Genomic DNA, 21640 nt, shown 5'->3' with positions numbered 1-21640 from the left:
TTTTCAAACAGAGTGCGACGGCCATTACAGGGCGTCAGCATTCTCTGACAGGTACTTGGCAACACCGTCCGGAGAGGCTTGCATACCTTTTTTGCCTTTTTCCCACTGAGCCGGGCACACTTCGCCGTGCTCTTCATGGAATTGCAGGGCATCGACCATGCGAAGCATCTCGTCGATGTTGCGGCCCAGCGGCAGATCGTTGACTACCTGATGACGAACGACACCATTCTTGTCGATCAGGAAGGAACCACGGAACGCCACACCGGCTTCCGGATGTTCAACGTCATAGGCCTTGCAGATTTCGTGCTTGACGTCGGCGATCAGCGGGTACTTGACCTGACCGATACCACCATCTTCAACCTTGGTGTTACGCCATGCGTTGTGGGAGAACTGGGAATCGATGGAAACACCGATCACTTCCACGCCACGTTTCTGGAACTCTTCATAGCGGTGATCAAAAGCAATAAGCTCGGACGGGCAGACGAAAGTGAAATCGAGCGGATAGAAGAAGACAACAGCAGCTTTGCCTTTGATGTGGGATGACAGGTTGAATGAATCAACAATTTCGCCATTACCCAGAACGGCTGCGGCGGTAAAATCGGGTGCGGGACGGCCTACCAATACCATATTCAATTCCTCTTTAAGTGAAGTGAACAATCCAGTCAGGATTGGGCTACCAAGAGCCTAGTCCGTCTAAATCAAGCGACAAACTATAGACCCGGTGGTAGATTAGTTAAATCAAATTAAATAGATAGCATTAATCGGGTTTTCCTATGCAACGTTGGCCCAGCCTCAAACAGCTGCAATATCTGGTCGCTCTCGACGAGCACAAAAACTTCAATCGTGCCGCCAAAGCCTGTCATGTCAGCCAGTCGACCCTGAGTACCGGGATCCAGACGCTGGAAGAGATGATGAACCTACAACTGGTGGAGCGAGATCACAAGAGCTTCATTATGACCCCGGTCGGCATGGAAATCGTCGAGCGAGCTCGCAATTTGCTCTCCGATGCGCGGGATCTGATGGAGCTAGGTCAACACCAGGGCGGTGTAATGCAGGGGACAGTGCGTCTGGGCTGTATTCCCACCATCGCCCCCTTCCTGCTCAGTAAGCTGCTGAAAGTGTGCAGCAAAACCTATCCTGACCTCGAATTGTTACTGCGGGAAGACACCACCAGCAATCTGCTCAAGCAGCTGGAACAAGGTCAACTCGATCTGCTGATCCTTGCCCTGCCCATCGAGATCGGTGGTTTTCACTGCAAGACCGTCGGTCAGGATCCGTTCCACATGGTAATGCCCGCCAGCATGGCGGCCGGTCTTCACACCCCGTTTGACTACAAGGAGCTGCCAAACCAGAGCATCTTCCTGCTGGAGCGGGAGCACTGCCTCACCGAGCACGCAGTGAGCGCTTGCCGTCTGCGGGACAAGAGCAAGATCAACCCGTTTGCCGCCACCAGCCTGCACACCTTGGTGCAGATGGTGGAAGCGGGTCTTGGCACCACCTTCCTGCCGCAAATGGCCATCGATGCCGGCATTCTTGCCAACTCCGATCTGGTGGCCATCCCGCTGCCGGGGGAAAAATCCTATCGCGAGATCGGCATGGTTTGGCGTCCCAGTACCACCCGGGTGCAAACCTTCTATAAGCTGGCAGAATTGCTTACCCCACTGATCAATCCCGCCCACTGACCCCGAATGCCAGCCGCAGGCTGGCGTTTTTCGCTCGCTTGCCGCATTTTCTCCTTTCGGGACTAGGTATCAAGCCAGCTCCCTGTTTAAGATGGAAAAGTTGTCACGCCACAGGCGGCCGTCACCACATTCTGTCCGGGGTGGCGGTTAACAGACGTCCCTATTGGTTGACCCCGTTGTGGAGAGCTCTCCGATGTACCGCAAGCTGCTGCTATCCCTGCTGACCCTGCTGCTGGCCGCCTGCTCCAGCACACCAGAGCCACCGCCGCCCCGCCAGCAGAGCAGTGCCTTTGACGGTTTCTACCAGCAGTGGCGTGGCGTCCCCTACCGGATGGGAGGCACCAACCGTGCCGGACTCGACTGCTCCGCATTCACCCAGCTCGCATACAATCAGGTGCTGGGGGTCAATTTGCCAAGAACCACCGAATCCCAGGCCAGTATCGGCAAACCGGTCGATCGCTACCGGCTGCAACACGGGGATCTGGTCTTCTTCAAAACCGGCTGGCAGCAGTACCATGTGGGGGTCTATACCGGTGCCGGCGAGTTTATCCACGCCTCCACGAGCAAGGGAGTAATCCGTTCGAGACTCGACAACGTCTACTGGAACAGCCGCTATTGGCAAGCACGTCGGGTAACCCAGTAAAGGGGTTCAAACACCTGTCCGTTATACTGCTGGACTCCGTCAATCCCTGTCGCCAGGTCGAGATAATCCCCTGCACTGAAAACTCAATTGGCCCCAAAACCTGCCTTTCATACCATTTTGTGGTAAGGTGGTGGCCACTTTTTAGCACTTTCGCGCTTTTCTCATACGCTATCTGTCCTGATTGACAATAAGCGAAGCGGCGAAAGTGGCTGTGACAACACTGCCGGACGAGTGGCCCACAGCAGCAATATCAAAGGCTAAATAGATAAGGAGATCGTGCAATGAAACAGTATCAAAACTGGCTGGGACAATACCTGATGAGTCGCCGTGACGGCGACCATGCCATGGCGTGCGAGATGGCGAGTTCCATCTGCGAGTTCTGGCAGCAACAGGGAGATGAAACCGAACTGGACAAGTGGCAACAGATTTACCAGAACCATCTGGAAAAGACCACCTGATCCCGACCGTCACCTTGCTGCCAGCCATCTGTTGGCAGCAAGGCCGCCCCCCTATTGCTTCGCGCATAGCCAGCTCCCGCATAACGCCCTTTTGCATCCCCCCTCGACCATTTCTTGAGTCCATGACACAGCTCATCCAGAACCAAGTGTCGAGCTCGTCGATGCAATCGGACACAACAGGGTTACCTACCCTGTTTCCCCGAGTTTCATCCAAACCAAGCGTGCCCTCACGGCGAGTTTTCTGTTGTGGGAACAAGGGGATGGAGCCGCTCCATTACAATCCGTGGCGACAATTTCCCCAAGTTGGTCAGTTTGTGCTAAAATGGCGCTCATTTTTTGACATCTCGCGTCATGTTCGCCGCCAGATTGCCCATCAGGCTCTCTGCCCGGGTCGTGACTTTGCACCATCATGCCTGAGGATGTTCCCCCCAAGATGAGCCGTCAGGCTCCCGTCAAGGTGGGCCCCCTCAAGGGCACATGAGATAAGGAGATCGGGTAATGAAACAATATCAAAGCTGGCTGGGAGATTATCTGATGAGTCGACGTGACGGAGATCACGCGATGGCTTCGGAACTTGCCAACACCATCTGCGCCTTCTGGAAGGCCCAGGGTGATGAAGCAGAAACCAGCAAATGGCAGCAACGCTATCAGCAACACGTAGAGCAGGCGCAATAAGCCCCTGCACTCTTTCGCGATAAAAAAACCGGCGCACATGGCGCCGGTTTTGCGTTTCTGGCAAGCAGCAGATTACATCTGGTCGATCATGTCCTGAGCAAACTGGGAGCAGGAACGCAGGGTGGCCCCTTCCATCAGACGCTCGAAGTCATAGGTGACGGTCTTGTTGCGGATCGCAGCTTCCATCCCCTTGATGATGAGATCGGCCGCTTCAACCCAGCCCATGTGGCGCAGCATCATCTCGGCGGAGAGGATCAGGGAGCCCGGGTTGACCTTGTCCTGACCGGCATATTTCGGTGCAGTACCGTGAGTTGCCTCGAACAGGGCCACGCCGTCGCCGATGTTGGCACCCGGTGCGATGCCGATACCGCCTACCTGAGCGGCCAGCGCGTCGGAGATGTAGTCACCGTTGAGGTTCATACAGGCGATGACGTCATACTCGGCCGGACGCAGCAGGATCTGCTGCAGGAAGGCATCGGCGATGACATCCTTGATGACGATAGTCTTGCCGGTTTTCGGGTTCTTGAAGGAGCACCAGGGGCCGCCGTCAATCAGCTGGGCACCGTACTCGTTCTGGGCCAGAGCATAACCCCAATCCTTGAAGGCACCTTCGGTGAACTTCATGATGTTGCCCTTGTGCACCAGAGTCACGGAGTCGCGATCATTGTCGATGGCATACTCGATGGCGGCGCGCACCAGACGCTCGGTACCGGCTTTGGACATCGGCTTGATGCCGATCCCGCAGGACTCCGGGAAGCGAATTTTCTTCACGCCCATCTCGTTTTGCAGGAAGGCGATCACCTTGTTCGCTTCGGCGCTGTCAGCCTTCCACTCGATACCGGCGTAGATGTCTTCGGCGTTTTCGCGGAAGATCACCATGTCGGTCAGATCAGGACGCTTCACCGGACTCGGGGTGCCATCGTAGTAACGTACCGGGCGCAGGCAGATGTAGAGATCCAGCTCCTGACGCAGGGCCACGTTGAGAGAGCGGATACCGCCGCCGACCGGCGTGGTCAGCGGGCCCTTGATGGCCACGCAGTATTCGCGAATGAAATCCAGGGTTTCGGCCGGCAGCCAGGCACCTTCACCATAAACATGAGTCGATTTCTCGCCGGTGTAGATCTCCATCCAGGCGATCTTGCGCTCGCCCTTGTAGGCTTTCTCGACCGCAGCATTCACCACATTCAACATGGCTGGGGTCACGTCAACACCGATGCCATCCCCTTCGATAAACGGAATGATCGGATGGTTGGGAACCTGCAGCTTGCCGTTAGCATCGACTGTGATTTTCTGGCCCTGGGTCGGGATAACTACTTTGCTTTCCATCGGCATCTCCTAACTTCCGTTTGTTATCAACTTGTTTGTTGCGCGCGGCCATCTTAGCCCATTCATTTTCATAATAAAACGACAAGAAAGCATGTCAGACCAAAGAGGTAGCCACCCGCCAGCGCGCCGTCACAACGCCTTGCCGACCCCGCCCCGTTATGCCTCCAGCTCGCTGGCCGTCGCCTGCGGCTGACTCAGGGAACGGTACTGGGAAGGGGTCAAGCCGGTCTTCTGTTTGAACACACGGCAGAAGTAGTTCACGTCGGTAAACCCGCAGCGATTGGCGACCTCTTCGAGACGGAAGCGATACTTTTTCAGCATGAACTTGGCCCGCTCCAGCCGCACCCAGCTGATGTAGTCCGCCAGCCGCATGTGCCCCTGCTGGCGGAACAGACGTGAGAGGTGGCTGGGGGAGAGATTGAAGCGGGCGGCGATGCATTCGCGACTGATGGGGCGGTGGAAATTTTCCTGAATGTAGATGCAGATGCCGTGAAAAAGATCGGAGCCACGAGGACGACCGCTCTCCGACTCCACCAGCAACTGCCGTGAGTAACTGAGCAGCGCCTGCAGCAGGTGATTGTCCATCGGTGCCCTTATCGGTTCCTGCGCCAAGGTGTTGAGGGAGAGCAGGATATGATCGAGCGCCCGTCCGGCACCGGCCTGAATACTGTGCTTCTGCACATCGAAGAAACCGGTGTCTCCCTTGTGCTTGCTCACCAGACTGAACCCTATCTGACGCTTGCCGAACAACAGGCTGAGCACGGAACAGTCATTGTCCCAATCCGGCTTGTTCCAGCCGTTGGGGGGAATGTACATCGCCTCTCGCGGCCCCATCTGTACTGACTGCACATCCCCTTCCGGGGACCAGATCTGGTTGAGATAGTGGCCGCTGAAGACCAGCTCGAGACGCGGAAAATTGACCTGATAACTGAAGCAGGGAGGCACCCCTTTGTCAGAGGCAAACAACACCTTCTCAAAGCCTCCCCCCTCACTTAGAAAGCCGTCCAACAGCTGGGTAAAGATGATACTCATGAATGATCCTGATCAAGATGCAGAGAGCAACCGATTGCGGTGCGCTGCCCCTGCCATGCTATAGTCCGCGCCAGACTGAAATTCCCAAAAAATCGTTCTGATACAAGGAGCCATCCATGAGCTACCCGCCGTTTTTCCTAATGTGCAACCCGATCCAGGATTATGTCTGGGGCAGTCGTGACTCCCTGACCACGCTGTTTGGCATCAAAAATCCCGAAGGCAAACCACAAGCTGAACTGTGGATGGGCGCTCACCCCAATGGCTGTTCCGAAGTGACCCTGGCAGGCGAGAGCGTGAAGCTATCCAGCCTGATTGACGCCAACCCCACCGCCATGTTGGGCGAAGCTACCCAGGCTCGTTTCGGCTCACTCCCCTTCCTGTTCAAGGTGCTCTGCGCCGAGCAAGCCCTCTCCATTCAGGTACACCCGAGCAAGGCACAGGCCGAAGCCGGTTTTGCCAAAGAAGAGGCCGCGGGCATCGATATCAAGGCGAGCAACCGCAACTACAAGGATCCGAACCACAAGCCGGAGCTGGTCTTTGCCCTCACCCGCTATCAGGCGATGAACGGCTTTCGCTCCATCCCGGCCATCCTGGCCCTGTTCGATCGCATGGCGCTGCCCGCACTGGTCGACCTGACCGCGGCGCTTCGCCAGTCACAGGATGAAGCTGGCCTGCAACACTTCTTCCACCAGTTGCTGATCCTCAGCGGTGATCGCAAGGACGAGGCGCTGGCTGGCCTGCTGGCCTATGCCGCCGCCCATCAGGATGAAGAGACTTTCGCCACCATCAGCAAGCTGGCCAACCAGTACCCGGGGGATGTGGGGCTCTTCTCGCCGTTGCTGCTCAACGTGGTGACACTTGAGCCGGGTCAGGCGATGTTCCTCGATGCCCAGACCCCCCACGCCTACATCCACGGCACTGGTCTGGAGATCATGGCCAACTCGGACAACGTGCTGCGTGCCGGTCTGACCCCCAAATACATGGATGTGCCGGAGCTGCTGGCCTGCACCCGCTGTGTCGCCAAACCGGACGACCAGATCCTGCTCACCCCTCGCATGGAAGGCACAGTACAGCACTTCGACGTGCCGGTACCGGACTTCACCTTCAGCGTATATGGCGCAGGCGAACATGCCCTCACCACCGGCAATGCCGAGATCCTGTTCGCCATCGATGGGCCCATCACCCTCATTGGCCAGGATGGCGAGCGTCTGACACTGACCATAGGGCAATCTGCATTTGTACCCGCCAGCACCGGCGATTATCGCGTGACGGCTGAAGGGCGTTTTGCCCGCGCCAGCAACCGCTAATCCTGGTGGGCCATCGGCTCATCACCCTCTGTTCAAAGGGCCCTGCAGGGCCCTTTTTTTCAGCTCATCTGACCATGTGGAGCCCGGTACGACTCACAAAATCGGTCATTTAACTCAACGTCGAAGAATAACACGCTGACTTATAATGATTAATATCATTTAGCCTCCGTGGTCACGCCACCCTGCGGTTATGCGAGCCAGCTCACACCCTTCCCCACACGTCATAAAAATCCAGTTAATGCCATTTTTTTCCTCTGTCCCAGGATATTAATCAACGAAATAATAGAAACCGTTAATTTACAGGCAGCAGGAAAAACATTTAAGAGCATTTATATATTCCAGATGTAACACAGCTCAGCCACTTACTTCATCAATGTAAGGGGCGATTTTTAAATCAGGCTATGGATGCCTGTTATTTCCCTGCGTTTTTATTTTTCCGCCTGTATAGCCAGATCGTTTTCACTATCCATTTTATCTGGCTGATATTCCCCCCGACACCCTCTATATCCAGTGACCGTCGGGGTAATACATGCAGATGGCTCTCTCATCCGGCAGATATTCATTGGCTGGCCCGGCGTTCTGCATTATCTGTTTTTATACGTTCGATACCCTACTTTCATTAACCTGTGGCGACAAATATGAAACTGAAACGTTCCCTGCTCGCGTGTGCCGTACTGGCTGGCCTAGTTGGTATATCCGGTTGTCAAAATGACTCGGATACCGCTGTCGATAACAATAAAGAGACTAACGTCTCCCGTTACGTCAATCCGTTCATCGGCACAGGTAATTTGGGCAACACCTATCCTGGTGCCACGACCCCGCATGGCATGGTGCAGCTGTCGCCCAATAATGGGGCCAATGGCTGGGAATATATCTCCGGCTATTACTACCACGACAACCGCCTCGCCGGGTTTTCCCACACTCACCTCTCGGGCGCCGGAGCTGGAGATCTCAACGATATTCTGGTGATGCCGATCAACTCACGCTCCAATTTCATGCTGAACGAGGGGTCGGCCTCACTGAATCTGGAGGCCTCCCGCTACAGCCACAAGGATGAAGAGGCAACGGCGGGCTACTACAAGGTCAATCTGAAGGATTACGGGATCAAGGCCGAGCTGACCGCCTCGGATCGGGTGGGGGTTCATCGCTACACCTTCCCGCAAGATAAAAAATCGGAAATCGTGGTCAACCTCGGCTTCAAGGTCAACTGGGACTACACCTCCGACTCCTATCTGAAATGGGACAAAACCCACAACCGGATCGAGGGCCATCGCTTCTCTGACGGCTGGGCCCCCAGCCAGAAAGAGTTCTTCGTGATGGAGTTCGACCAGCCCATCAAAAACATCCGCTTCGCCTACTTTGACAAAGACCAGAACCGCTATCTGGACCTGCCGGAAGGCACCACCGAGATCGGCAACGAGACCCGTGGCAAATATCAGTACGCGCGTGCCTATGTGGAATTTGATACCGCGGCGGCGGGCTTGGTCGTCGAGGCCAAGGTAGCCCTCTCCAACGTCGAGATCGGCCGGGATGGCAACGCTGGCGCCTCACTCAACATGACCGAAGTGGCCAATATGTCGTTTGACGATGTCCGGCAGGCTGCGACCCAAAAATGGGAAAAGGAGCTGGGCAAGATCCGGGTCAGTGGGGATGAGGAGTACAAACAGACCTTCTATACCGCGCTCTACCACACCTATCTGGGCCAGACCATTCACTCCGATCTGGACGGACGCTACCGCCAGGTGCATCAGGGGCGCAACGCCTATCCGGATGGCAACACACCGTGGGGCGAGCAGATCGATACCCTCAAGGAGTCGGTTCGCACCGCCGATGCCAACCGGGATGGCAAAGCGGACTTTACCCGTTACGACACCTTCTCCCTGTGGGACACCTACCGCGCAGTACAACCCCTCTCGTCACTGCTGGAGCCGGATCGCCTCGCCGATGTGGTGCTCTCCATGCTCTCCTACGCCGAGGAGGAGTGGATGGACGATCTGGGCAACCTGCGCAAGGGCAGATTGCCGGAGTGGACCTTCAAGGGTAACGAGACCGGCATGATGATGGGGATGCACTCCACGCCGGTGATCCACGACGTACTCTCCAAAGGCTCGCTGGACAGACGGATGATCGCGCTGGGCTTCAGCGATGCGGAACGTCAGGAGATCAAGGAGCGACTGGTGACCGCCATGATCACCGACGCCCGCGCAGCCACCAGCCAGGGGGTCGCCTGGATCAAGGAGTACGAGCAGCAAGGCTATGTACCTGCCCAGTTGCATGACACACCGCCGGGCAATGACTGGGAATCTCACTCCCCCTTCAAGGATGCCTGGACCTCATCCTACTCGCTGGAGTACTCCATGAATGACTGGGCGATCGCCCAATCGATCAAGGCAGTATTTGGCGAAAGTGACCCCCGCTATCAGGAGTTTGCCGATCGATCCAAGAACTGGCAGGCGCAGTTTGACTTTGGCGGCAAGCAGTACAAGGGGTGGTTCAAGGCCCGCGACTACGCTGGCAACTTCATTGATGCCGGTTGGGTAGACCCGAAAACCGGCCGGGCAGTGGGCAAGGATTGGCGCCCCGACATGTTCAACTGGTCATTCGCCGAGTCCAACGGCTGGCAATACGCCTTCAGCGTTCAACATGACATTCATGGCCTGGTCGATCTGATGACCCGCTTCGACCAGACCCAGAATCCTCAGGCCAAACGGGGCGAACTGTTTGCCAAACGGCTGGACGAGTATTGGAGTACCTATCCGGATCGCAACGCTGGCGACAACCAGTTCCCGGTATTCAACACCGGCAACGTGGGACAGCATGTGCAGGGCAACGAGCCCGATATCCATGTGCCCTACCTCTACAACTACGTAGGACAGCCCTGGAAGGGACAGGCCGCCATCGTGGCAGCCACCAACGTCTGCTACAAGAACACCCCTGACGGCATCTGTGGCAACGATGACTTTGGCACCCTCTCTGCCTGGTTCGTGTTCCGGGCGCTGGGCTTCTTCCCGGTCAATGCCTCCTCCGGCATCTACGAGATTGGCACCCCCATGTTCGAAACCGCCTCGCTCGATGTGGGTGCGGGCAAACAGTTCACCGTCACGGCCCAGAATGTCAGCCGCGACAACATCTACATCCAGTCCGCTCGCCTCAATGGCAGCGAGTTCAATCGCAGCTACCTCACCCATGAGGAAATCCTCAGTGGCGGCAAGCTTGAATTCGTGATGGGCGATAGCCCCAACCAGAATTGGGGCAGCCAGCCGGAAGATCTGCCACCCGCGCAAGGTATCGGCACCTTCCTGCACGAAGGCGACCTGCCTGCCGGTTCCCGTTAATCACCTGTTCGGGGGAGGACTTCCTCCCCCATCACCACTCAAAAATGGAATGACCATGTTCAAGTGCAATCTTCTTTCTCTTGCGGTGATTGCCGCACTGACCGGTGGCATCGCCGGTTGCAACAGTGAGAGCGAGTCTACCGCTATCGAGAAACCGGTAACTCCGGTTGTCGATCTGTCGGTACTGAAATACGTTGACCCCATGATAGGCACCGCCGCATCAGGCCACACTTTCCCCGGTGCCACCCGCCCTGCCGGCATGGTGCAGCTCTCGCCGGATACCTTTATTGGCTCCAACACCGATCATGAGAGCGGACTCAACCCCTGGCACTCAGCCTCCGGCTACTGGGACTCTTCCAATTATCTCACGGGCGAGATCGTCGCAACCGATGTTCCGCTCTACGGCTTCTCCCATACCCATCTCTCCGGCACCGGCGCCACCGATCTGGGCGACATTCTGGTACTGCCCTACGCCGAGATGGCCGACGCCCAGATAAACGCCTTTGACAAAACCAATGAGCACGCCAGCGCCGGTTATTACAAAACCAGACTGAACAAGGGGGAGATTGAGGTTGAACTGACCACCACCAAACGGGTCGGTTTGCACCGTTACACCTTCGCCAAAGGAGCGGATCGGAATGTGAAATTCGATCTGGGTCATACCCTGCTGAACAACAACGGCCAATCGCTGAAAAACAAAATCGAAGTGGTGGATGAGTACACCCTGCGTGGCCGCAAAACCTCCACTGGCTGGTTCCAGGGACAGAACCATCAGGGCCAGAACATCTTCTTCTACGCCAAATTCAACCAACCTGTGGCCAGGGCCATGCTGGGCGAGCAGGACAAGATGCCCACCCGGGAGATGCGCCCCAACAGAGTCTATCAAGGGGATGACCTGACCGCCTACCTCAATTTTGGCCAGGGTGAGCAGCCCATCGAGATCCGGGTCGGTATCTCGGCGGTGAGCTGGCAAGGAGCACAGAAGAATCTGGAGGCGGAAGCCCCCACCTTTGATTTCGCCAAGGTGAAGTCAGACGCCGAATACGCGTGGGCCGAAAAGCTGGCAACACTCAAAACCGAAGGGGGGACGGAAACCGAGAAGACCAATTTCTACACCGCCCTCTACCACATGATGATCGCCCCTATCGAGCTCTACGATGTGGATGGCAAGTATCTTGATATGCAAGGCACCCTGCGCACCCTGCAACCTGGCGATACCCCCAACTACTCCATCTACTCGACCTGGGATACCTTCCGCGCCGTTCACCCCATGTGGACCATCATGGACCCGCCACAGGCGACTCTCTACGCCAAGGATCTGATCCGCAAATCCAACGTGGAGTTCGGCCTGCTGCCCAAATGGGAAGGCCACGGCTCGGAAACCGGCACCATGATTGGCTACCCCTCGGCGGCCATCCTTGCCGATGCGGTGACCAAGGGGCTGATCGATGCGCAAGAGGCACTGGAAGCCTCGATCAAATCGGCCCACTACCGGCCTGCCGATTACCCGCAGATCCATGACGACATCCTGAGCTCGCTGATGGCCGGTCAGCTCAGCTATCACGAGAAAGAGCAGTGCGTCCGTTATCCCAACTGGAACTCGGTCTCCTACTCGCTGGAGTTCTCTTTCTACGACTGGACCATCGCCGAGATGGCGAAAGCCGCGGGCGACATGACTACCTATCAGGAGTTCAAGGCACGATCCTACAACTCGCTCAAACATTGGGATCCCCTGGCTGGCAATGCCGATGGCAAAGGCTTCTTCGTCCCGACCGAGCTGAAAAACGGTGACCCGTGCGCCCTGAAATACGCGGCGGCCGATTTCGATCCCTACAAGTCGGATGCCTTCTACTACACCGAGGGCAATGCCTGGCAGTGGCAGTGGTCCTTCATGCAGGATCTCGACAAGCTGACCGAGATCATGGGTGGCCAGCAGGGACTGAACGACAAGCTCGACAACCTGTTCAACGCCGACCCCAACGGGGGCGAAGCACATCAGGACATGACCGGTTACATCGGGCAGTACATTCATGGCAACGAGCCCTCACACCACGTCATCTATCTCTACAATCGCACCGCCCAGCCCTGGAAAGCGCAGGAGTACCTCGACCGGGTCTATAAGGAGTTCTACAAAACCACCCCGGATGGCCTGATCGGCAATGAAGACGTCGGCCAGATGTCGGCCTGGTACATCATGAGTGCCATGGGCTTCTATCAAATCTCCCCGGGCGACCCGACCTACACCATCGGTCGTCCCATCTTCGACAAGGTCACCATCAACCTGCCCGACGGTCAGTTCAACGTGGTAGCGCAGAACAACAGCCCGGACAACCTCTATGTCAAAGAGGTCACCATCAATGGCAAGCCACTCAACCAGTACAACACCTTCGCCCACAGCGAGATCCGTCCCGGTGGTGAGCTGCGTTTTGTGATGACCAACCAGCAACCGACCCAGTAACGCTACAAGCGGCAAGCCACCCGGCTTGCCGCTTGTTCATCTCCGGAATTTGAGGAACAACGATGTTCAAACCCCACATGCTGGCCATCATGGTGACAGCCCTGCTTGGCCTCTATGGCTGCAACACAAACGATGAGACTACTGACAATGGCCGCCCCGACAATGCCCTGCAGGTGCTGCAATATGTCGATCCGCTGATCGGCACCGATGGGCTGGGCAATGTCAATCCGGCCCCTGTCATGCCGGAAGGGATGATCCAGCCGGGCCCGGACAACTGGAATCCGGCCAACTGGAATGGCAAGGGATCCCCTTCCGACTATCACCACTATCTGGCCAAGCTTTCCGGCTTCAGCAGCACCCATATCTCGGGGGCAGGCAAGGGGGATCTCAATGATCTCGCCTTCTTGCCCTTCACCGGCAACAATACCGACCCGGTCACCATCAACAAGCCTGGCGAACTGTCGGAGGTGGGCTATTACAAAGCGGATCTGGTGGAGACCGGCATCAAGGCCGAACTCACTGCCACCCAGCGGGTCGCCTTCCACCGTTACAGCTATCCGGCGGGTGAAGATCGTAAAGTCCAGCTCGATCTGCAGCACGAGCTGCTGGAGCAGTATGGCAACCACTCCCGCAATATTTACTTCAAGCGGGTGAGCGACAACGCCATTGCCGGAGCCAGAACCAGCAACGAGTGGGGGCAGTGGCAGACGGTCTTTTTCTACGCCGAGTTTTCCGAACCCTTCGTGGAGCAGACCCTCTATGTCGATGGCAAATTGAGCAACGACACCGAGGTGGGGTTGGCCGATTACATCGGGTATGGCGAAACCAGACCCCGGGTACGGGATGTGGTGACCCAACTCAACTTTGCCAAAGGGGAACAGCCCATCACCATGAAGATGGCTATCTCGGGCACCGGTATAGAGGGGGCCATGGCCAACCTGCGCGCCGATGAACATGGCTACCGCTTCGATCAGGTGGTGCAGGAGAGTAAACAGGCATGGGCGAAAGTGCTCAATAAGTTCACCCTGGAGGGTGGCAGCGATGCCGACAAGACGATGTTTTATACCTCGCTCTATCGCACCTACATCGCCCCCTTCGTCTATCAGGATGTGGATGGTCAATATCGCGGAATGGATGGCAAGGTGCATCAGGCAAAGCCGGGCTTTACCAACTATTCGGTCTACTCCATGTGGGACACCTTCCGCGCCGCCCACCCATTGAAGACCATCATCGAAAAAGAGCGATCCATCGACTATGTGCACGATCTGCTCAACAAAGATAAAACTGGTGGCATCATGCCGAAGTGGGAGCTGCACTCCGACTATACCGGCGAGATGGTCGGCTACCCGGCGGTCTCCATCATCGCCGATGTCATCGTCAAATATCCGGATGCATTCACGCCGGAAGAGATAAAGCTGGCATTGCAGGCGGCCAACGTCTCCGCCAATTTTGACCTCGAGCTGACCAAAACCTGGGTGCCCTATCAGGATCCCTGGAACGGTGACAAGCGCTTCACCGTGATGACCCGTCACGGTCAGTATGCCGAGCAGCACGGCTATGTTCCGGCCAACGTCAAATACAAGCCGGAAGAGGGCGGCATGGCCCAGGACAAGTACGATGAGCTGGTCAACGAATCCGTCTCGTACGGTGTCGAGAATGCTTACTATGACTGGTGCATCGCCCAGCTGGCCCGCCTGGCTGGCGACAAATCCGCCGAGAACCGCTATCTGGCTCGGGCGACTACCTGGCGCGCCTATTTTGACTACAACCCGGCGCAATATGGCAAATATGGTTCGACCGGCTTTATGCGCCCCAAAAATTACGATGGCAGCTGGGCCAACAACTACCCCTCCTGCGCCATCGATAAAAACGGCAACCCCGTTACACCCCCACAAAACTGTGACATCAACGATCGGAGCCGTTATGACACCTTCTGGCCCTATCGGGCCGAGCACAGGGGGCAGGACTTTACCGAAGGCAACACCTGGCAGTGGAGCTGGTTTGTTCCCCACGATATCGAGGGGCTCAAAGAGGTAATGGGTGGCGAGGAGAAATTCAGGAAGAATCTGGATGCCCTCTTCACCGCCAACTCCAACGCCGATACCTCGCAGGGGGATATGACCGGCTATATCGGCCAGTTCGTGATGGGGAACGAACCGGATCACCATGTTCCCTATCTCTATAACTGGACCAAAGAGCCGTGGAAAACCCAGGAGTATGTCGATCAGGCGGTGCGCAGCTTCTTCCACCCGACCACCACCGGGCTGATTGGCAATGAGGACGTGGGGCAAATGTCCGCCTGGTACATCATGAGTGCGCTGGGCTTCTATCAGGTCACGCCGGGGCTCCCGGTCTACACCATAGGTCGGCCACTGTTTGACAAGGTGACCATGGATCTCGATGGCGGGAAATTCACCGTGCTCGCCGAAAACAATGGCCCCCAAAATATCTATGTGGAATCGGTCACCATCAACGGCAAGCCGTTAGGGGAAAATCTGACCTTCAACCACAGCGATATTCGTGCCGGTGGTGAACTGAAATTTATCATGACGGCACAGAAACCGACCGCGTCAAATAATAAATAACCATCATTCATTGCCAATATATGTTCAGGCCCAAAGCTTCCTTTGGGCCTCTTTTGGGTCGATTCACAAGAACACTCAAAAAATATGACGTGCTGCATCACATGATACGCGGATCACAAACAGACAGCCTTGTCACAAAAGTCTAGTGAATGACACTTTTTTACTCTGTCGATGAAACAGATGGCATGGGAATAATAGTGCTCGCTGGGATCAATGCCATCGAGCATCAATATTGCTCAGGGATCGCTCCGGTCTCATAAAAATAGATCATGACTGCTCACCCTTTACCCGATGGAGCCGCTCAATATGTTCAAGAAAAATATTCTGGCCATTGCCCTGACCAGCACGGTAGCCATGTTATCCGGCTGCGATTCAGATAACAGCAGCGACAATAACGACGATCAAAAGCCAACGCCAACCAATGTGTTGCAATATGTGAACCCATTCGTTGGCACTGGCTTTAACGGTCACACCTTTCCCGGCCCTGTGGTACCGGAGGGCATGGTGCAACTCTCGCCGGATACCGAGTTGATCGGCTGGCACTCCTCCTCCGGCTATCACTTTGACAAAGATACCCTGTTCGGATTTTCCCACACCCACCTCTCAGGCACCGGCATGGGGGGGCTGGGGGATATTCTGTTCCTGCCCTTTACCGAAGATAAATCCAAATACATCGAGCAAAGCGATGATTACCGCAAAGCCATCTCGGTCAAAATGGACAAAAAATCCGAGCAGGCCGAGCCAGGCTACTATGCGGTGCGCATCGCCGAGAATGGCATCAAGGCCGAGCTGACCGCCTCCGAGCGGGTGGGCTTTCACCGCTACACCTATCCGCAGGGGCAACCCCAACGGCTGAAGATCGATTTGAACTCGATCCTCAACAGCGACTGGGGATCGAGTTCGCTGCGCAACAAACTCACCGTCAGCGAAGATGGCTACACCATCACCGGCGAGCGAGATGCGACTCACTTCTCCGGCTGGGCGAAAAACCAGAAGATCTTCTTCCACGCGACCTTCGACAAGAAGATCAAAGAGGTCTACATCCTCGCTGGTGGTGTACCGGTAGAGGGCTTGAGCGCCGAGCACAAGGCAAAATCCAAAGCGGATGTCACCGCTTACGTCGAATTTGAAGAGGGCGGTTCCGCCCAACTGAACGCCAAAGTAGCCCTCTCGGCGGTCGATGCCACCGGCGCACGGAACAACTACCAGGCCGAAGGGGATGTTTCGTTTGACGAGGCCCGCGCCAACGCCCGCGAGAAGTGGGCCAACGCCCTCAATTTCACCATCGAGGGGGGCAGCAAGGAGCAACACGAGATCTTCTACACCGCCCTCTACCACACCAAGATCGCCCCCATCGTCCATCAGGATGTAGATGGCAACTACCGCGGCATGGGCAAAGGGGCGCAGGCCAAGGGGGAAGGCAGCTACTCCATCAACTATGGCCAGGCAAGCGAAGATCAGCCCAACTTCTCGGTCTACTCACTGTGGGACACCCAGCGAGCGCTGCACCCGCTCAAAACCATCACCGAACCTACCCGCGCCGTGCAATATGCCAAAAACCTGATCCAGAAGTATCTGGAGAGCGGCCTGCTACCCAAGTGGGAGCATCTGGGAGATGAGACAGGCACCATGGTGGGCTATCCGGCAGTAGTGGTGATTGCCGATGCAATCACCAAATACCCCGATGCCTTCACCGCGCAGGAGAAAAATCTGGCGCTCACGGCCGCCATCGACTCCTCCACCTATACCAACTACCCCATGCTGGCGACCGAGTGGGACAAGGCGGTGCTGGACAAGACCCTGACCAACCACATCGATTACATCGAGAAGAACGGCTTCGCCCCGGCAGTGCAGCGGATCGACGGTCAGCCCGTCTTCGCTGACTACACCCTCGAGTCAGTCTCCTACGGTCTGGAAAACGCCTTCTATGACTGGGCCATCGCCCGGATCGCCAAGGCGGCCGGCAACAAGGCCGCAGAGGCGCGCTATCTGGCCCGCTCGAACGGCTACCAGCGCTACTTCGATCACAATGCGGCCGAATACGCCCAGTACGGGGTGACCGGTTTCATGCGTCCGGTGATGATCGATGGCTCCTTCATGACGCCATTTGATCCCTATGGCACCGAGCATGAGACCGGCAACTATACCGAGGGCAACGCCTGGCAGTGGACCTGGTTTGTGCCCCATGACATCAAGGGGCTGAAAACCGCGATGGGCGGAGAAGAGGCATTCAAGCAGAATCTGGACGCCACCTTCACCGCCGAGAGTCAGGGGTCGGAGACCGCTGACATGACCGGGATGATGGGTCAGGTGGCCTTCGGCAATGAACCCTCCCACCATATTCCCTACCTCTACAACTGGACATCGGAGCCGTGGAAAACTCAGGATACGGTCGACTACATCCTCGACACCATGTACTCGAACACCCCGGCAGGCATCATAGGCAACGAGGATGTGGGCTCCATGTCTGCCTGGTATGTGATGTCAGCACTTGGCTTCTATCAGGTGAATGCGGCAGACCCCGTTTACACTATTGGCCGCCCGCTATTTGCCAAAGCGACCATCCCGGTCAAGGGGGGAACCTTCACCATCATCGCCGATAACAACAGCGCCAAGAACCGCTATGTCCAGTCGGCCACCATCAATGGCAAACCGCTCAAAGATGGTCTCTTCTTCGAGCACAAGGAGTTTGTACCGGGGGGCAACCTCCACTTCGTGATGGGCGATACCCCGCCACAAAAGTAACTAACGATAGCATTGAGGTGACATCCAGCACGCAACCCGAAAATGTCACTTTGTGATACCCGACGGCCCACGCCAGATGGATTGATAAAATCCAATCAGCGCTGGGCCATTTTATTTTCCAGTGGGAAGCCCTGGTTCAGCCATTAACCCGTTTTTCTCAAATCAGCCTTAAATCGGGCAATAAACCGCAAAAAATGGCGGTAAATCCCATTACAAGGGTTTTTCTGTCATACCTTGACCGCTGTCACATCCCGCCATGAATTAAACAAAAACAACTATTGAGTTGAAGCTCAACACTTTGCGAGCTGGATCACACCAGCAAAACCATGCAACAAAAATCCAGTTATTGCTACATTCATCGCCTGTCCAACCTTACCCGTGAGGGCAATAATGAGCCCAATTCGCAACGCATGACTTAGCCCTTACAGGGAAGGAGAGTGAGATGTTACCCACCATGACCAACGGCAGACTCATCTGCCTGGAGTTGAAAGCCACCAGTAAGGAGGCCCTGTTCGACGAGATGGCCCAGATGCTGGCGCGCGATGGCGCCGTGTCTGATCAACAACAGTTCGTCAAAGATGTCTGGGCTCGCGAGCAGCTGGACTGCACCGGCTTCGAGCAGGGTGTCGCCCTGCCCCACGCCAAGAGCAAGGCGGTCAGCCGTCCGGCCATTGCCATCGGTGTCAGCCGTCAGGGTATCGAGTACGGCGCCGAAGATGGCAAGCCAACTCAACTGATCTTCATGATCGCCTCCCCGGATGGTGGTGCCAATCACCACATCGAAGTGCTGGCGGAGCTCTCTACCCGTCTGCTGGAGCCGGGTTTTATCGAGCAGATGAAGGCGGCCACCACTGTCGAGCAAGCCCTGACTCTGCTCAAGCAAGGCCCGAAAGCGGAAAAACCGGCGCCTGCCGCCAAACCGGCTGCCACTGCACCGGCTGAGCCCGAAGAGCGCACCTTCAAGGATCGCCTCAACACCATGAAGCAGCACCTGCTGTTTGGTACTTCCCACATGATCCCCTTCATCGTGGCCGGTGGTGTGCTGCTCTCCCTGTCGGTGATGATGAGCGGCAAGGGCGCCGTGCCGGAAGCGGGCTTCCTCAAAGACATGGCCACCATGGGTATCGCCGGTCTGACCCTGTTTACCGCCGTACTGGGTGGCTACATCGCCTACTCGCTGGCTGACAAGCCGGGCCTGGCTCCGGGCATGATCGGCTCCTGGATTGCCGTTCAGCACTATCAAACCGGTTTCCTTGGCGCCATTCTGGTGGGCTTTATCGCCGGTTTCGTGGTCAATCAGCTCAAACGGATCAAGCTGCCTGACTCCATGACCTCCCTTGGTTCCATCTTCATCTATCCGCTGATCGGTACCTTCCTGGTGTGTGGCATCGTGATGTGGGGCATCGGTGCCCCGATCGCCGCAATGATGGAAGGGATGAACCACTGGCTCTCCAGCATGGCGGGCTCCGGTAAAGTGATGCTGGGTGCCATTCTCGGTGGTATGACCGCCTTCGATATGGGCGGCCCGGTCAACAAGGTTGCTACCCTGTTTGCCCAGACTCAGGTCAACACCCAGCCCTGGCTGATGGGCGGCGTCGGCATCGCCATCTGTGTACCGCCGCTGGGTATGGCACTGGCTACCCTGATGTCTCCGAAGCGTTACAAGAAAGAGGAGCGTGAATCCGGTAAAGCGGCCGCCATCATGGGCATGATCGGTATCAGTGAAGGTGCTATCCCGTTTGCTGCCGCTGACCCCATGCGTGTTATCCCGGCCATCGTCGCAGGCGGCATCGTCGGCAACATCACCGGCTTCATGATGCACAGCATCAACCACGCCCCCTGGGGTGGCTGGATTGTCCTGCCGGTTGTTGAAGGCAAGATGGGCTACATCCTGGGTACCATCCTCGGCGCCCTGACCACCGCCATCATCGTCAACCTGCTGAAGAAGCCGGTGAGCGAAGAAGATGATGTAACCACCACCCAAACCAGCTTCGAAGTCATTGAAGCGGAAGGAGAAGCGGACGTACTGGCCATCACTGCCTGCCCGTCTGGCGTGGCCCACACCTTCCTGGCCGCCAAGAGCCTGCAGAAAGCCGCCGCCAAGCAGGGGATCAAGATCAAGGTCGAGACCCAGGGCGCCAACGGCATCATCAACCGCATCACCGCCAAGGATGTCGCCAACGCCCGCTACGTCATCTTCGCCCACGATGTGGCCATCAAATACCGTGAACGCTTCACCGATATCGAAGTCATCGATGTGAAGACCAAGGAGGCGATTCACAATCCGGAAGGTCTGCTGGCCCGCACGCTGGGCAACAAGGCAAACGCCGCCTGATAGCCGTCAGACTCCACCTATCACAAGGGGCCCTTCACGGGCCCCTTTTCGTTGCCTGCCGAGCAATCGCACATCATCCCACCGACCAAGCCACTGATTTAAAACATATTAACCAGTCACATCACGGATCTTGGCGAGCCGTCACAGAACGGTGACGTGTAAAAAAACAGCAATTGAAGCGCTGGTCAGATCTCATGTCAAATGGCTCCGCCTACTAAACTGGAGCATCACAAAAATGATAAAAATCAATAAATTGGTTCTGGCTGTTACCCTCACCCTCACTGCCACCCCCTTGCTGGCCGCCCACTGGGAATGCGGCCAGCACGTGCGCTTTGGCCTCCCCTCCGAATCGGATCAGAAGCTCTGCCGTGAAGGGTATGCCGTCGGCTACAACTACGACTACAAGGTGGCGGACTGGGTCTCCTACCGAATGACCGCCCAGAGCGCACAGGGCACAGTGCCCCGCAAGGATGCCTTCGCCGAGGACAGGGAGATCCCGGTCGCCTACCGCGCCACCCTCTCCGACTACAAGGGCTCGGGCTACGACCGTGGCCATCAGGCCCCGGCGGGGGACATGAAATCGAACAAAAACACCATGAAAGAGAGCTTCCTGCTGAGCAACATGACACCGCAGATCGGGGTGCTCAACCAGAAGGCGTGGCGCGTGCTGGAGGACAAGGTGAACAAGTGGGCGGTCTCCCGCAAGGATGTGCAGGTGATCACCGGCCCCATCTTTACCGGCTCTGAAGAGTCCATCGGTCAGGGTGTGGCGATCCCGAGCGCCTACTACAAGATCGTGATGGACCCGGCCAGACTGCAGGCCATCGCCTTTATCATGCCGCAGGAAGAGGTGCCCATCAGCCAGATCGCCGACTACCGGGTCTCGGTACGTGAGGTGGAGGAGCAAACCCGGCTCAACTTCTTCAGCGATATGCCCGAAGAGCAGCAAGAGACCCTGGAAGCCCGCGTCTCCCAGATGTGGAACTGACCGCGAATACTTATCAGCAGATAGATTGACACTCCATCTCTCTTGAATCGCGATAGAGGGAGGGGCCCGCG

General features: G+C 56.6%; 14 protein-coding genes. 11 read left to right on the top strand and 3 right to left on the bottom strand.

The window, feature by feature from the left end; translation table 11 throughout:
* Positions 1-24 precede the first annotated feature (24 nt).
* Positions 25-627, bottom strand: a complete 603-nt coding sequence (locus G5171_RS04255; RefSeq protein ID WP_026457190.1) for a peroxiredoxin C — start codon at positions 625-627, stop codon at positions 25-27.
* A 146-nt stretch (positions 628-773) separates the two neighbouring features.
* On the opposite strand from G5171_RS04255, the gene G5171_RS04250 reads away from it, so the two are divergent.
* From G5171_RS04250 to G5171_RS04235, 4 genes are all read left to right on the top strand, one after another.
* Complete coding sequence (locus tag G5171_RS04250; RefSeq protein ID WP_216953260.1) at positions 774-1682, top strand: hydrogen peroxide-inducible genes activator; 909 nt, start codon at positions 774-776, stop codon at positions 1680-1682.
* Between the two features lie 193 nt (positions 1683-1875).
* Complete coding sequence (locus G5171_RS04245; protein ID WP_216978433.1) at positions 1876-2325, top strand: C40 family peptidase; 450 nt, start codon at positions 1876-1878, stop codon at positions 2323-2325.
* Positions 2326-2606: 281 nt separating this feature from the next.
* Positions 2607-2783, top strand: a complete 177-nt coding sequence (locus G5171_RS04240) for a hypothetical protein (protein ID WP_005347176.1) — start codon at positions 2607-2609, stop codon at positions 2781-2783.
* Between the two features lie 498 nt (positions 2784-3281).
* Positions 3282-3458 carry a hypothetical protein gene (locus tag G5171_RS04235; protein WP_005337712.1) on the top strand — a complete coding sequence of 59 codons (177 nt, stop codon included), beginning with the start codon at positions 3282-3284 and terminating at the stop codon, positions 3456-3458.
* Between the two features lie 72 nt (positions 3459-3530).
* Here G5171_RS04235 and icd read toward each other — a convergent pair whose 3' ends face one another.
* Positions 3531-4784 (bottom strand): NADP-dependent isocitrate dehydrogenase, encoded by a 1254-nt coding sequence (gene icd, locus G5171_RS04230; RefSeq protein WP_005347179.1) that lies wholly within the window; start codon positions 4782-4784, stop codon positions 3531-3533.
* Positions 4785-4940: 156 nt separating this feature from the next.
* Complete coding sequence (locus tag G5171_RS04225) at positions 4941-5816, bottom strand: AraC family transcriptional regulator (protein WP_216978431.1); 876 nt, start codon at positions 5814-5816, stop codon at positions 4941-4943.
* A 116-nt stretch (positions 5817-5932) separates the two neighbouring features.
* On the opposite strand from G5171_RS04225, the gene manA reads away from it, so the two are divergent.
* From manA to G5171_RS04190, 7 genes are all read left to right on the top strand, one after another.
* On the top strand, positions 5933-7123 hold the full coding sequence (gene manA, locus G5171_RS04220) for a mannose-6-phosphate isomerase, class I (RefSeq protein WP_421259877.1): 1191 nt from the start codon (positions 5933-5935) through the stop codon (positions 7121-7123).
* Positions 7124-7761: 638 nt separating this feature from the next.
* Positions 7762-10458, top strand: coding sequence for a GH92 family glycosyl hydrolase (locus tag G5171_RS04215; protein ID WP_335843681.1), 2697 nt, complete (start codon positions 7762-7764; stop codon positions 10456-10458).
* Positions 10459-10513: 55 nt separating this feature from the next.
* Positions 10514-12916 (top strand): GH92 family glycosyl hydrolase, encoded by a 2403-nt coding sequence (locus G5171_RS04210; protein ID WP_421259876.1) that lies wholly within the window; start codon positions 10514-10516, stop codon positions 12914-12916.
* A 62-nt stretch (positions 12917-12978) separates the two neighbouring features.
* The gene (locus G5171_RS04205; protein WP_421259875.1) at positions 12979-15501 is read left to right on the top strand and encodes a GH92 family glycosyl hydrolase; all 2523 of its coding nucleotides are present in this window, start codon (positions 12979-12981) and stop codon (positions 15499-15501) included.
* Between the two features lie 306 nt (positions 15502-15807).
* Positions 15808-18246: a GH92 family glycosyl hydrolase gene (locus G5171_RS04200; protein WP_421259874.1), complete on the top strand. Its 2439-nt coding sequence runs from the start codon at positions 15808-15810 to the stop codon at positions 18244-18246.
* A gap of 442 nt (positions 18247-18688) precedes the next feature.
* Positions 18689-20581 carry a PTS fructose transporter subunit EIIC gene (locus G5171_RS04195; protein ID WP_421259873.1) on the top strand — a complete coding sequence of 631 codons (1893 nt, stop codon included), beginning with the start codon at positions 18689-18691 and terminating at the stop codon, positions 20579-20581.
* A gap of 235 nt (positions 20582-20816) precedes the next feature.
* Entirely contained in the window at positions 20817-21569 is a 753-nt protein-coding gene (locus tag G5171_RS04190; RefSeq protein WP_421211825.1) for a DNA/RNA non-specific endonuclease, read from the top strand.
* The last annotated feature ends 71 nt before the right edge of the window (positions 21570-21640 follow it).

Origin of the sequence: Aeromonas sp. 600774 (genome assembly GCF_049175075.1) — a bacterium.
Taxonomy (GTDB): Bacteria; Pseudomonadota; Gammaproteobacteria; order Enterobacterales; family Aeromonadaceae; genus Aeromonas; species Aeromonas veronii_A.
The sequence above is the reverse complement of the archived record's forward strand: the minus strand, read 5'-3'. Positions and strand labels throughout refer to the sequence as shown.